This is a genomic window from Aquibacillus koreensis (assembly GCF_025154055.1).
GTDB classification, from domain to species: Bacteria; Bacillota; Bacilli; order Bacillales; family Amphibacillaceae; genus Aquibacillus_C; species Aquibacillus_C koreensis.
Genome location: NZ_JAOALK010000049.1, coordinates 97,895 through 110,769, shown reverse-complemented (window position 1 = coordinate 110,769; position 12,875 = coordinate 97,895). Strand labels below are relative to the sequence as shown.

Annotated in this window: 13 protein-coding genes; 5 read left to right on the top strand and 8 right to left on the bottom strand. The window is 34.5% G+C overall.

Going from position 1 to position 12,875, the window contains the following annotated elements; translation table 11 throughout:
• Window positions 1-443: 443 nt before the first annotated feature.
• From NYQ66_RS14510 to NYQ66_RS14495, 4 genes are all read right to left on the bottom strand, one after another.
• Complete coding sequence (locus NYQ66_RS14510; protein WP_259870434.1) at window positions 444-872, bottom strand: VWA-like domain-containing protein; 429 nt, start codon at window positions 870-872, stop codon at window positions 444-446.
• A 102-nt stretch (window positions 873-974) separates the two neighbouring features.
• Entirely contained in the window at window positions 975-1,811 is an 837-nt protein-coding gene (locus tag NYQ66_RS14505) for a YheC/YheD family protein (protein WP_259870432.1), read from the bottom strand.
• Between the two features lie 280 nt (window positions 1,812-2,091).
• Window positions 2,092-3,294 (bottom strand): SpoIIE family protein phosphatase, encoded by a 1,203-nt coding sequence (locus tag NYQ66_RS14500; RefSeq protein ID WP_259870431.1) that lies wholly within the window; start codon window positions 3,292-3,294, stop codon window positions 2,092-2,094.
• Between the two features lie 2 nt (window positions 3,295-3,296).
• Window positions 3,297-4,136: an alpha/beta fold hydrolase gene (locus NYQ66_RS14495; RefSeq protein WP_259870430.1), complete on the bottom strand. Its 840-nt coding sequence runs from the start codon at window positions 4,134-4,136 to the stop codon at window positions 3,297-3,299.
• A 192-nt stretch (window positions 4,137-4,328) separates the two neighbouring features.
• Here NYQ66_RS14495 and NYQ66_RS14490 point away from each other — a divergent pair, with 192 nt between their 5' ends.
• Window positions 4,329-5,228 carry an alanyl-tRNA editing protein gene (locus NYQ66_RS14490; RefSeq protein WP_259870429.1) on the top strand — a complete coding sequence of 300 codons (900 nt, stop codon included), beginning with the start codon at window positions 4,329-4,331 and terminating at the stop codon, window positions 5,226-5,228.
• Between the two features lie 10 nt (window positions 5,229-5,238).
• The gene (locus tag NYQ66_RS14485; RefSeq protein ID WP_259870428.1) at window positions 5,239-5,538 is read left to right on the top strand and encodes a DHH family phosphoesterase; all 300 of its coding nucleotides are present in this window, start codon (window positions 5,239-5,241) and stop codon (window positions 5,536-5,538) included.
• Window positions 5,539-5,596: 58 nt separating this feature from the next.
• Here NYQ66_RS14485 and NYQ66_RS14480 read toward each other — a convergent pair whose 3' ends face one another.
• Entirely contained in the window at window positions 5,597-6,484 is an 888-nt protein-coding gene (locus NYQ66_RS14480) for a DMT family transporter (RefSeq protein WP_259870427.1), read from the bottom strand.
• Between the two features lie 194 nt (window positions 6,485-6,678).
• Here NYQ66_RS14480 and NYQ66_RS14475 point away from each other — a divergent pair, with 194 nt between their 5' ends.
• Window positions 6,679-7,941, top strand: a complete 1,263-nt coding sequence (locus tag NYQ66_RS14475; protein WP_259870426.1) for a Bcr/CflA family efflux MFS transporter — start codon at window positions 6,679-6,681, stop codon at window positions 7,939-7,941.
• Between the two features lie 43 nt (window positions 7,942-7,984).
• Here the strand turns inward: NYQ66_RS14475 and NYQ66_RS14470 are convergent, their stop codons facing one another.
• On the bottom strand, window positions 7,985-8,251 hold the full coding sequence (locus NYQ66_RS14470; protein WP_259870425.1) for a DUF1292 domain-containing protein: 267 nt from the start codon (window positions 8,249-8,251) through the stop codon (window positions 7,985-7,987).
• 258 nt (window positions 8,252-8,509) lie between these two features.
• On the opposite strand from NYQ66_RS14470, the gene NYQ66_RS14465 reads away from it, so the two are divergent.
• Complete coding sequence (locus NYQ66_RS14465; protein ID WP_259870424.1) at window positions 8,510-9,985, top strand: protein adenylyltransferase SelO; 1,476 nt, start codon at window positions 8,510-8,512, stop codon at window positions 9,983-9,985.
• Between the two features lie 129 nt (window positions 9,986-10,114).
• Here the strand turns inward: NYQ66_RS14465 and NYQ66_RS14460 are convergent, their stop codons facing one another.
• Entirely contained in the window at window positions 10,115-11,431 is a 1,317-nt protein-coding gene (locus NYQ66_RS14460) for a D-serine ammonia-lyase (RefSeq protein ID WP_259870423.1), read from the bottom strand.
• A gap of 436 nt (window positions 11,432-11,867) precedes the next feature.
• On the opposite strand from NYQ66_RS14460, the gene NYQ66_RS14455 reads away from it, so the two are divergent.
• Window positions 11,868-12,428, top strand: coding sequence for a hypothetical protein (locus tag NYQ66_RS14455; RefSeq protein ID WP_259870422.1), 561 nt, complete (start codon window positions 11,868-11,870; stop codon window positions 12,426-12,428).
• Window positions 12,429-12,445: 17 nt separating this feature from the next.
• Here NYQ66_RS14455 and NYQ66_RS14450 read toward each other — a convergent pair whose 3' ends face one another.
• On the bottom strand, window positions 12,446-12,589 hold the full coding sequence (locus NYQ66_RS14450; protein WP_259870421.1) for a hypothetical protein: 144 nt from the start codon (window positions 12,587-12,589) through the stop codon (window positions 12,446-12,448).
• Window positions 12,590-12,875 lie beyond the last annotated feature (286 nt).

The following is a 12,875-nucleotide window of genomic DNA, read 5'->3' as shown; positions in this document are numbered from 1 at the left end:
TAGTTGGGGCATTGCCCCTGTGAGAGTAGGACGTCGCTAGGCAAACTTAAAACAACTTATTCTGAATGCTTTTATTCAGAATAAGTTGTTTTTTTTCTGTGAATTTCTTTTTAAAGAAGGATAGTAAAACACAATAAACTAATTAATAATAAAAATAGATGTGCACACGGAATAGTCTATATTAATTACTTAATGAAACCGGGATTAAAGGAAATTACATTTGCTTTCAACCTGGGGCCGATGAGGTATTGGGCACAAGTTGGCCCATGGGAAAGGGAATTTAAGGATATTAAGTAAATAGAGGTACTTGAAATTGAAAATAAATATTCTATCGTGAAGTTCAACGCCCTAGACAAATTTGGATCTAAATAAAAGACAAAAGAAATAATTTAACAGAACAGAGTAATTTAAAGCAGGGACAAGTTGAAGCTTGTCCCACATGATTATTTCTTGTTGCTTTGTCTGACTAGGTTTAGTGATTTTCCAAATGGAACTTGAGGCTTGAATTTGTCGGGAATCAGCCAGATTACATCATAATTAATCTCTAAACCTTCCCAGAAATAACCAGTTACGTCTGTAATATAAAAAAGCTTATCGATTTTTTGTTCCTTTGCCCATTCTAGTGTGTCGGTGTAAGATGCCTTACCGTGAGACATAAGTGGAATCTCAGTGACTTTTGCAGTGTCCGTTATTTCCCTAATCTTATAATCAGCAAAAATTAGAGGGGTTTTCTTTTGTACCTCATTAAATAATGATAAAATATTTCTAATTGTTTCAACCGGATATTCATTTGTAGATGTATCTACTGCCACCGCCATCTTTTCATCTTTTGACTTTGTAATTAAACTTAGAAGGTCTTTTTGCCAAGTCATTTTCTCACTCCCCAATACAGTACTTCACTTAGTATCTCTATCATAACACTTATTAGGAGTAACAAAATTTGTAATAAAATTCTTGTAAGTTGGAAGTACGGATTAACCTCTTAAAAGATAAGGGAACATTTTAGTTTTGTTCCAGACTTTTTTCCGTTCTTTATCTATCGTGATCATTTTTTTATAAGTAGTTTTGTTAGGTAATTTCTTAAATAAATCGTAACCAGGCCTACCTTCTCGATCATTTGTGTTGACTTCTAATAACCATAAATCACCCTGCTGATCTAATCCAAAATCAGCTCCAATATCCACAAATGGATATTGTGAATCAAGTATTTTTGCGATGGTGTAAGTTGATTTAGCGAGTTTCTGTTTTACATTATTTACTTGATTAAAATCGAGAATATGATTTATAACGTTGTCTGTTTCCATAACACCTCCGCCTTGTGCGAATAGATTAGAGACGATTACTTTATTGCCACCTATTCTCGCTAGATCTCCTGCATATATCCAACCACCAGATGGGTCACGCTGTAAGTGAACCCGGATGTCAAAGACTTTTGAATTAAAGCTTGTAAGTGGTGCCTTCTCTTGAAGAATAGAATGCGTTCCAGCATATTGTCGTTCGATACTTTGCATAATCAATGATTGATTTTGATAGAAGCTTGAATTTCCGTTGGGTTGACTCAAAATGAAACCATTTAATGTAGGGTTGACAAGTGTAATATTCTTTCCTGCCCAGCTATTAACAGGTTTGATAAAGAATGGAGATGTACTATTTAAAAAATAATGCAAGGACTGTCTTGTTAAAACGGTTGTAAATGGTATATGGAAAGGGACCTGATACGAAGACAACAATTTGTACATTTCCCATTTATTAAAGAAAAGGCGATTTTTATCAAAATGCACCACTGTATTGTTTCGATTAATTGTATTCATTATGCTGTCTCCTTTATTTAGAGGCTTCATAATAACATATGGCTACAATGGGCGTTAGGTGACAAAATTACATTAGAAGTTCAAGTGCTTTACAAAGAAATCGATTGAGGTAGGGGGAACTTAAAATGGTGCATCAATAATGGGTTATGCGTTTCGTCGAAGGTAAAAATATAGAGAGAAATGAGTAAAAGAGAAGTTTGATTCATCAGAGGTCAATCATCATTCGATCTAATAAGGAAGGGAACACAAACATTCCCTTGCTTATCAATCGAGCATAGACTTACTTCAAATCAATTATGATAAAACATTGATCGTCATGGGGACCTTCTTGGTTATTATCCGTTTGAATAGCTGCTAATAGATGTTGTTTAAAATCATCAATTGGAATGGATATGTGTTTCTTCAACATTTCGTTTAGACTAACACGCCTATGTGATTCGGAAACGCCATCTGTATAAAGTAAGATTCTAGAACCCTTTACAAAATTAAACGTATTCGTTTGATAGTACATACCTTCGAATGATCCTATTGGTGGGCTAGAGGCAAAAAGCTCTTTTTGTGCATCATTGGAACCATGATATAGACCAGGTGGATGTCCCGCATTTACGTATTCGATTGTTTGTTTATTTGTATCAATAAATAGATAAATGGCTGTACAATAATGCCATGCTTCTTCATTGTTATAGAATAGGCCATGCAGATGCTCATCTAATTCTTTCATCAATAAGTCCGTAGGAACCCCTTTAGAAATTAATCTTTGAAATAAAGTCCCAAGTGACATGGTGATAAGGGAAGACGAAATTCCGTGTCCCATCACATCTAATAAGATAACTCCATATTGATGTTCGTTTATTTGGTAGAAGCCATAAATATCTCCGGATAATTCACTTGAAGCGTTATAATAGGACTCAATTTGAATATGATTATTGTCTATCTTTTCTGTTAATGATGTTTCTTGTATATTCTTGGCTAATTGCAGTTCCTTTTGGGTTTCCATTTTATATTTGCTGATTTGTGAATTTACCTTTAAGAGTTCTTCTTGCTTTTCCTCTAAATTTCGAAGGGCAGTTTTTAGTTGATGATTAACTTTATTTACTTCAATAAGTCTTTCCTCGGCTACCTTCTTTGCTTCTAACAGTTGATCTTCATATTCATTTCGCTTAGTAATAGGTACAATCACACAGGTGATTACTTTATTTTTATCACTTGTTGCATAAATTAAGATAGGAATATCATGTCCTTTTTTGGACTTTAATTCAAGATACATTTCATCGACTTTTTGTTTTGAAGTCATTAAGGGATAAAACATAAGTTGAAAGAACTTACTCGTCGATTTAGAAAGGATTGTATGAATAGTCTGCCCAATTAATTGCTCTTTTTCATATTCAAGTAATTGCAGTAAAGTATGATTAACGGCTAGGATTTCATAATTAGTTGAAAGTGAAAAAAAGCCACTAGGCAAAAGGTTTAATTGTTGGTCCATTGCTATAATTCACCTGAATTCGTGTTTAATCTTGTTTCTTGTTTATGTAGAAAATCTTTTATTAGTTCAATGGTTTCTTCTGGATGACTCATGTGTGGGCAATGTCCAACTGTATTTGCATGTATAACACTGGAAAAAGGAATATTTTCTTTCATATAATCAGCTACAACGTCTGGTACAAAAACATCATTGGAGCTATGGATAATTAATGACGGGGTCATTACATTAGACAGATATTCACGATAGTCAGTGAAGAAACAAACTTCAGCAAATGTTCTAGTAATATTTGGCTCATTCAAGGAGAAGCGTTCCTCAATGTCTTGTGCCATCTCTGGCTTTGCATCATCATTAATAATTGTTTTTGATATGCTATTCACCCAACTTGTATAATTTTTATCCATCATCTCCAATAAGTTTATTAAGTCGTCTTTTTCGAAGCCCCCATGATAATGTGGAGGTTCATTTATGAAGCAAGGAGACGGTCCAATCATAATCATTTTTGACAATAATTCAGGTTTCTTTATAGAAGCCAACATTCCGATCATACTTCCAACAGAATGGCCAATAAATATAGCATTATGTAAATCTAAGTCTGAACAAATTTCTAACAAATCGTCAACATAACCAGATATTTGATTGTATTTATCAGAATCATATGCGCTGATATCTGAACCTCCAAAACCTACATAATCAAACGAAATCACTTGGTAGTCATTTTCAAATGATTTCAAAACCGGATACCAAATGGTTTGATCAAATCCAAAACCAGGTGCAAATATCATCGGTTGTTTTCCAGATCCCTTCACCTGAACATTGTTCCTTGTTAGGCTATGCTGTGTCATAATAAATGCTCCTTATGTATAACATTATTTTTATCTCTAACCTTAATCATAACATTTGGTAGAAAAAAATGGGATACATTAGTTTTATAAAAATAAGATTAGAGCAAAAAATAGTTTCGTTAGGATCGAGAAACCTTTTAACACATTATGCTATAGTAGGTAAGACGTTAGAAAAAGGTGAGTGGAATAAAAATGACAGAAAAATTGTATTATCATGATGCTTATAAACGGGAATTTTCAACAAAGATATGGTATCAAAAGAAAGATCAGACAGGGCGTTGGTATGTCGTATTAGAGCGAACTATTTTTTATCCAACTGGTGGTGGACAACCTCATGATACAGGTGTGATTAATGGAGTGTCCATCACAGATGTGGAAGAAGTTGAAGGGGAAATTCGTCATTATGTAGAGACACCATTAGATTTACAAAGCGAATGTTATGGAAGTATAGATTGGGACAGACGGTTTGATCATATGCAACAACATGCAGGACAACATATGTTATCAGCTGCATTTGAGGATATATACAACTATAAAACGGTTGGCTTTCACTTAGGACAGGACATATGTTCGATTGATCTTGAAACATCAGATCTTCTTAATCATGAAGTAAATTATGTAGAGGATATAGTCAATGATCTTATTCTTGAAAACCGTGTGATAGAATCGAAGTGGATAACGGAAGAAGAAATCATGAATTATTCATTAAGAAAAGAACTTAGTGTAAAGGACAATATACGCTTAGTCATTATCCCACAATTTGATTACAACGGTTGTGGTGGAACACATCCAACATCAACTGGTCAGGTAAATTCGCTCAAGGTTTTACACTGGGAAAAACAAAAGAAGCAGATCCGTGTTTATTTCATTTGTGGAAAACGAGTGTTGAAACAATTAGGAGAAAAACATCAAACGATGCTGCGTTTAACGAATGACTTAAGTGCACCACAAGATCAATTATCTGATGCTGTAGCTAAAGTGTTGCAAAACAAAAAAGACTTAGAAAAAACAATAGAAGATTATAGGTCTAAATTAATCGAATATGAAGTAAATTTACTTGTTGAACAAGCATCAATCTATCAAGATTTATAAGCTAATAAAGATGATTTATCATAATCGCCCTTTAATTGAAATACAAGAGCTTGCGAAGGCTATTACTATGCAGGTGACCTTTTGCATTGTGTTGTTCATTAATGAAACGGATCAACATTTACAAGTAGTGTGTGGGAGAAGCACAGAACCAACTGCTAATATGAATCTACTAATAAAAGAAGTGTTACCAAAAATTAATGGAAGAGGGGGAGGTAAAAATTCCTTTGCACAAGGTGGCGGTGAGAAGATAACGTCGGCAGAAGAGGTGATGCAAGACTTGATTGACACAATCCTAAAACAAAACGAATAAAAAAAGGAACAAGTTTTATCACTTAAAACTTGTTCCTTTATTTTTGAACTAAATCTTATTAAGCTTGATCTCTTCTATTTTGGTTAGATACTTTTGCACTCGGTAAGCTCAATACAATCATGCCAACTAAAAATAAAATAGATCCTAAAATAACATAAATGGTAATGGGCTCATTGAAAAAAAGCCATGACCAGAAAATGGTGAATAGTACACTGGAGTTGACAAGAACAGCCGCAATTAAAAACGAAACATGTTTTAGCCCTTTAGCATAGATGATAAAACTAATTCCAGTTATAAAACCTAACAAAACAAGTGCTAAGATGGATAGGCTACTAAGTTCTCCAGTCCATTCAAATTGAGTTGGGAGCGGTATGGTTGTTAAAACACTGCACCACAAAAAAATGGACAGATTCATATCGACAGCACCCATTTTTTGAATCAATACTTTTTGACTCACAAAGTGGAAACTTGCTCCCAAGGCAGAAATAGCAAAGATCACTGTCAAAAATAAATCAAACTCAAACAATTGAGCAATTGGTAAACCGTTCCAGCTAATTAGAAAGACGCCAGAAATACAAAGAGTGGCAGCAAGCCAAGAGAGAAAAGTTGCTTTTTCTTTAAAATAAAAGATTGAAAATAATAACATGAAAATAGTCAGAAATGGTGTAACTAATATTTGCTCATACGCATAACCAATCGAAACACCAAAGTTTTCAAAAAGATAGTTAACAATCTTTCCAAGTGCTCCGTACCAAATCCATTTGGATTTCCAGGTGATGGTAACCTTATTTCTGCTAAACCAAACGAACAAAAATAAGAAAATAACCCCGATAAAAAAACGTAAAAATGTGATGGTATAACTGTCAACTGAAAAAGATGCAGCTTTCACTAGGATGCTAACGAAGCTCCACATTAGAGTGCTTAATAAAAGTAGTAGTATTCCCATATAAGTAGTCATCCCTCGGTATGTAATTTGTAACTGTATTTTGTTTTATCTTGTACTGTTAGCCTTTTCTATTCTAATGTATATGATTGAATAATTCTATAGGGAGTGTACGAGAAAAAAATGTTCCCTCCATATAAAAATCTAGTTTCTAGACTAATTGATTATCATCCCTCATAATAATAAAGGTTAGGGAGGTGTTGGATATTCAACAAGATAAACATAATACTGCATTACATAATCCAACTGGAAAACAAAGATTGGGTCTAGCCTTTCTTCTTGCTATGTTATGTATGCTAGGACCATTTAATATTGACATGTACTTACCAAGCTTTCCGAGTATTGCTGACGACCTAGGTGCTCGAGCTTCATTGGTACAGCTAAGTCTGACCGCATGTTTAATCGGTCTAGCGATTGGACAAATGGTTGTAGGGCCAATAAGTGATGCAAAAGGAAGAAAGAAACCCATACTCGTATTTATTTCTCTATTTGCTGTAGCATCTCTTATCTGTGCTTTAGCTCCCAATATAACCGTATTGATCATTTCAAGATTCTTGCAAGGTTTCACAGCATCTGCTGGTGTAGTTCTTTCTCGAGCTGTAGTTCGTGATATTTTTACTGGAAAAGAATTGACTAAGTTTTTCGCTTTGTTAATGGTTATTAATGCAACAGGTCCGATTATTGCTCCAGTAGCTGGTGGAGCAGTATTATTATTACCATTTGCTACGTGGCATACAGTATTTTTGTTTTTAAGTTTACTAGGTATGTTGATCGTATTGACGGTGTCTTTTAAATTAAAAGAATCGTTACCGGAAGAAAAGCGTACGCCTAGTTCAATTGGAAGTTCCATTCGTACGATGGGAAGTCTATTAAAAGATCGGTCATTTATTGGTTATGCCATAGTAGTAGGGTTTGTGCAAGGTGGGACATTTGCTTATGTGGCGGGTACGCCTTTTGTGTACCAAGACATTTATCAGGTTTCTCCACAAGTGTTTAGTATTCTGTTTGGCATTAATGGGTTGGCCATTATATCGGGCAGCTTTTTAGTAGGTCGTTTAAGCGGAATTATAGAGGAAAGAACATTACTACGTACCGGTGTGATTATTTCCCTATGTACGAACACGTTGTTACTAATTATGACGATTGTGAATGGACCATTATTCATGATTGTGCTACCAATATTTATTCACTTATTTACAATTGGTATTATTTTAACTAGTACTTTTTCGTTAGCCATGGAGAACCAAGGACATCGTGCAGGAAGTGCTAGCGCATTATTAGGTATGTTACCTTTACTAATAGGTTCCATGATTGCGCCACTCATTGGAATTAATGAAACTACAGCGATACCGATGGGAGCTGCATTATTTACTACTTCCCTGATTGGATCCATCGCTTTCTTTACACTCACAACTAAAAAAGAAAAGCATATAAACGAAAAAGTTGCTGTAGAGGGTTAGGGGACGAAGGGTGTCCCTTGTCCCACTTATCCTTTTCTAGATATTACTCGTCCTCTAAAATAGAGTCAAAGGCTTTTGATACCTTATCAAATTCTTGATCAGACTCAACAGCTGACAAATCACCATCTTCATCAATTTTTAAGAAAAATATGTCAATATCCTCTTCGGTATCTTCTTGAAGATCTTCAATAAAGCTTACAGCTACATAATCAATATCTTCTAACGTGACCTTAGCCAACACTTCAACAGTGTGCTCATCGTTATTCTCATCAGTAATTGTAAATACTTCTCCAACTTCGATCTCTTCCATTTATATCTTCCTCTCTCTTTCCATATTCATCTTTAGCTTTTCTTTACTTATTGAGAATCATACAGGTTTATAAATAAAAATGCTACAACAACTTTGAATTAATATGTTACGATCACATTACCCATCAAATTGTAAGAGAGGATCTTAATATATTTGGATACTTATCCTATAGCAGTGAAACATAAATATAGTCACAATAGAACAACAGGAATACCTGAAATATATCTACACAAAAATATTAAAGGGGGTCGGTTGAGTATGGATCAACAAAAAACGACGAATGAAATAGGATGGAATTTTAACAATAGTTATGCACAACTGCCGGATCTGTTATATTCAAAAGTAGAACCAACCACCGTACAATCACCTGAATTAGTTATATTTAACGCTTCATTGGCAAACTCTTTAGGCTTGAATGAGCAACCTCTAAAGAAGAGCGAGGGTGCGGAAGTGTGCGCTGGTAACAAGTTACCAGAAGGAAGTTTCCCATTAGCACAAGCTTATGCAGGGCACCAGTTTGGTCATTTTAATATGTTGGGTGATGGTAGAGCAATCCTTCTTGGTGAACAAGTTACTCCAAATGGGGAAAGGTATGATATCCAATTAAAAGGTTCAGGTAGAACACCTTATTCTCGTGGGGGAGATGGTAGAGCTACACTTGGCCCAATGCTTAGAGAATACATTATTAGTGAAGCAATGCATGGACTCCGAATACCAACTACACGTAGCCTAGCAGTTGTAAAAACTGGAGAGGATGTCATTCGTGAAACTTACTTGCCCGGTGCAATTTTGTCACGTGTAGCAACAAGTCATATCCGTGTGGGAACGTTTCAATATGTTGCACATTGGGGTACGCCAGAAGATCTAAAGAAGCTTACCGATTATACGATAGACAGACACTATCCATACGTAAAGGATAAAGAAAACATCTATCTTTCTTTTCTTCATGAAGTAATTAAACGACAAGCGGAGTTAATAGCAAAATGGCAACTAGTCGGCTTTATTCATGGTGTTATGAATACAGATAATATGACAATTAATGGGGAAACAATTGATTATGGACCTTGTGCATTTATGGATCATTTCGATCCATCTACAGTTTTTAGTTCAATTGACAGGCAAGGAAGGTATGCTTATGGAAATCAACCCGCCATTGGTGGTTGGAATTTAGCTCGTTTCGCTGAAACACTACTGCCATTATTGCATGATGTCCAAGAGGAAGCGGTTAAACTTGCTCAACATGAAATATCTTTGTTCAAGGATATGTTTAATACTCATTACATCCAAGGTATGAGAAAAAAAATTGGGCTATTTGGTGAAGAAGATGAGGATGAAACACTAATTAGTGAACTTTTAGCCATGATGAAGAAAGAAGAGGCAGACTACACAAACACATTCCGATTATTAGCAGAGGATCAATTAGATAAGTTGTCGTTTTTTGGTACACCTGAATTTGAAGCTTGGAAGGAGAAATGGTCTTCAAGACTAGAACGACAAGAGGAATCGAAAGCTTCTTCAAAAGAATTAATGCAAAAGAATAACCCAGCAGTTATACCAAGGAATCATCGAGTAGAAGAAGCATTAGAAGCAGCAGTAGAAAACAATGATTACAGTGTGATGACACGTCTGCTTGAAGTATTAAAAGATCCATATGTTTACAATTCTAAGGCTAAAGCATTTATGTCGCCAGCGCCAGCATGTAATGAACCATACGTTACTTATTGTGGAACATAAAAGGAATGGGACAAGTTAATTCGTCCCATTCTTTTTACTGGGGTAAAAATAAATCCAACAAAATTATTGCTAAACATTAAATACAAATTGATTTGCTTTTTCTACGATTTTCTTGCTTTTATCACATTTTTAATTCAAATTGAGAAGCAGTTTTCCTTTTTCATAAAAATCTAGCATTTCTTCTCTTGGAACAAATGATCCTCCTGTGGCCCAAACGACATGTGTTGTCTTCTTAGGAATAGATTCTCGTCTTGCGATTTCTACCGGCCCAAGTAGGGATGCTGCCGCCGAAGGCTCAATCGCTATATTCTCAGAATCAAAAAGTAATGATAAAAGTTTGAATAATTCATCATCGTCCATTGTGTAAATACCATCAATTAATGATTGGATCTTTTTTATTGCAAACGCCGAGGGCCGACCAACTGCTAAACCATCTGCTTCTGTTCTACCATCAATACCGAAGTCTTGAACACATACTTTATCGAGTTTATTTGTCATTAAACCTAATAATACAGCTGGAGCATGTGTCGGTTCAGCAAAATAACAATGAACATGACTACCAAATATTCCTTTTAACCCAGCAGAGATCCCGCTAGGAGCACCTCCAACACCACAGGGTAAGTAGACATATAATGGGTGATGGTGATCAACTTGGATCCCTTTATTGTTTAGTTGTTTTTGTAAGTGGAAAGCCGCGGTGCTATATCCATAAAATAAATCTTTAGAGTTTTCATCGTCTACAAAGTAACCGTTAGGGGCAAGGCTTGTTCGTATTCTGCCGTATTTTACTGCATCACTAAAATCTCCGCTACATTCATGTACATGCACACCTTTATTTCGCAGAAGATCTTTTTTCCATTGTTTCGCATCCATAGACATATAGACATTAACTTTAAAACCTAGCTTTGCACTAATAATGCCAATACTTAATGCTAAGTTACCTGTCGAACCAACACCGATCGTATAATTGCTAAATAGTTGTTTGAATCGGGGTTCATTAAGTACTGAGTAAGGATCATCGATAGAAAGCATATTGTGTTGGAAACCTATTTTTTCTGCATAAGTTAACACTTCATAGATACCACCTCGAGCTTTAACCGATCCAGCAATTGGTAATTGATGATCGCATTTCATATACAATTCCCCTGTAATATTGACTTGATAATGATTCGCTAAGTATTGTTTCATGTTATTTATTTTTTGTAAGTTAGAATCGATAACACCATTTGTTCTATGTAATTCTGGAAAAGCTGTCTGTAAATATGGAGCAAACCGTCTCCACCGTTCTCTAGCATTACCGAGTTCTTCATCAAATTCAATTTTAGAATGATTTAATAAAGGGTTTTCCCAGGTGATGGGTATCATTTCTATTACATCTTTTATCTGGGGTAATTGCTTGATCCATACATCTAATGCTTTATCAAACAAATGTTCGTTATTAGTCATTACTTCTCATTCCCTAAAAATATTTCTTGACCATGAACTTACTATCATTATCATGCAAAACCGAATAATCTTCAAATGCATTAACAAATAATACATGCAAAAGATTTCAAAATACGTCAAGTATGTGTATGAGAGAGGTGAAGAGCATTGGATCAAAGTAATATCATGAAATAAATAGAATAAGCTATTACATCATAAAAGTTACAATACGATTGATACTTTGGCAGTGGGCTTGACGATTGTGGATGAAAGGTTAGAAGATCTATATTTAGTATATGTTGATGGAAGCAATACTATATGGTATTGTTTAGGTTTTTGACAACTATTTATGATTTGGAACCAAATATATTATTAATGCCGAATATTTTAATAATTGAAACTTTTCACTTATTTCCCCCGTATTTAAGACATAATAAATAGAGGAGGGGGATTTATTTTGTATATTGTCATTGGTATTGTATTTGCAAGCATTTTGTTTATTTTGCTTTTGGTTGATAAATTTGCACCATATTCAGAAATAATGAGTAGTTTTTCTAAAAAATCTTTTAAGTACACAGTAACTGGATTAACCCTAGCTACTGTTGCATCTTTAGGCTATGGAATATATTTTCAATTGACGTATCAACTTCCTTTTCTTGACGTTAAAATTAATGGGAAAGATTATACAGTGTTCGGAGATATTGGTGAGATGGGGTATTACGCGGATCATCTCGTAATGGAAGATGAGAATGTGACCGTTCATTTAGTTTCATGGGAAGGGTTAGATCAGGACAATAACAATGAAATTCCATTTGTCATTCATTACCCTTCTGGTAAAAAAGTAGAGTGGACTTCAACAGTTTCAAAAGTAGAAGCAACAAATATTAATCAATTACAAGAAGCATTTGGAATTAATGAAATTTATCAACTCGAACCATATACGTTTAAGGAGTCAGGTGATGTCAAAATAAGTGTTGAATCTGGCTCTGATTTTGTTATAGAAGTCAAAGAAAATTAATTTCACTATTGGGGCATTTACCTCATTACAATTACATCTAGTAATAATTCGATATCATGGTAAATTTGATTCTTTATTTTTATATCTAAGCATCGATCATATTCATCTATTAATAAATAAATTTCTTTTTTGAATAGTTGGAGCTCATCTTCAGAAACCATTATGATTCTCCTTTTTTTAAAAAAGTAGTTTTGTTATAACTATGCTTTTTTATATTAGTAGTATGTTTAAATGTTTTAAAAAACATATTTATAGTGTAGTTTAACACTAGTCGTTGGTAAAGTCATATGGTTTATCCAAATGAAGATCTAGAGAAAATGTTTCTACTTATGAAAATTTGTTCATTACGAAAAACTCTCCATGTATCCAAAGTGCATCTTCATATTAGACTTTGTATAATCAGTCCTGTATGATCTTCTTGTTATCTTTATTTTTGAAGGAGTATTC

What these genes read in the sequence shown, in the direction of transcription:
- NYQ66_RS14510 (WP_259870434.1), bottom strand. Translation starts at nt 872, where the DNA reads ATGACTTGGCAAAAAGACCTTCTAAGTTTAATTACAAAGTCAAAAGAT.
- NYQ66_RS14505 (WP_259870432.1), bottom strand. Translation starts at nt 1,811, where the DNA reads ATGAATACAATTAATCGAAACAATACAGTGGTGCATTTTGATAAAAAT.
- NYQ66_RS14500 (WP_259870431.1), bottom strand. Translation starts at nt 3,294, where the DNA reads ATGGACCAACAATTAAACCTTTTGCCTAGTGGCTTTTTTTCACTTTCA.
- NYQ66_RS14495 (WP_259870430.1), bottom strand. Translation starts at nt 4,136, where the DNA reads ATGACACAGCATAGCCTAACAAGGAACAATGTTCAGGTGAAGGGATCT.
- NYQ66_RS14490 (WP_259870429.1), top strand. Translation starts at nt 4,329, where the DNA reads ATGACAGAAAAATTGTATTATCATGATGCTTATAAACGGGAATTTTCA.
- NYQ66_RS14485 (WP_259870428.1), top strand. Translation starts at nt 5,239, where the DNA reads ATGATTTATCATAATCGCCCTTTAATTGAAATACAAGAGCTTGCGAAG.
- NYQ66_RS14480 (WP_259870427.1), bottom strand. Translation starts at nt 6,484, where the DNA reads ATGGGAATACTACTACTTTTATTAAGCACTCTAATGTGGAGCTTCGTT.
- NYQ66_RS14470 (WP_259870425.1), bottom strand. Translation starts at nt 8,251, where the DNA reads ATGGAAGAGATCGAAGTTGGAGAAGTATTTACAATTACTGATGAGAAT.
- NYQ66_RS14465 (WP_259870424.1), top strand. Translation starts at nt 8,510, where the DNA reads ATGGATCAACAAAAAACGACGAATGAAATAGGATGGAATTTTAACAAT.
- NYQ66_RS14460 (WP_259870423.1), bottom strand. Translation starts at nt 11,431, where the DNA reads ATGACTAATAACGAACATTTGTTTGATAAAGCATTAGATGTATGGATC.
- NYQ66_RS14450 (WP_259870421.1), bottom strand. Translation starts at nt 12,589, where the DNA reads ATGGTTTCTGAAGATGAGCTCCAACTATTCAAAAAAGAAATTTATTTA.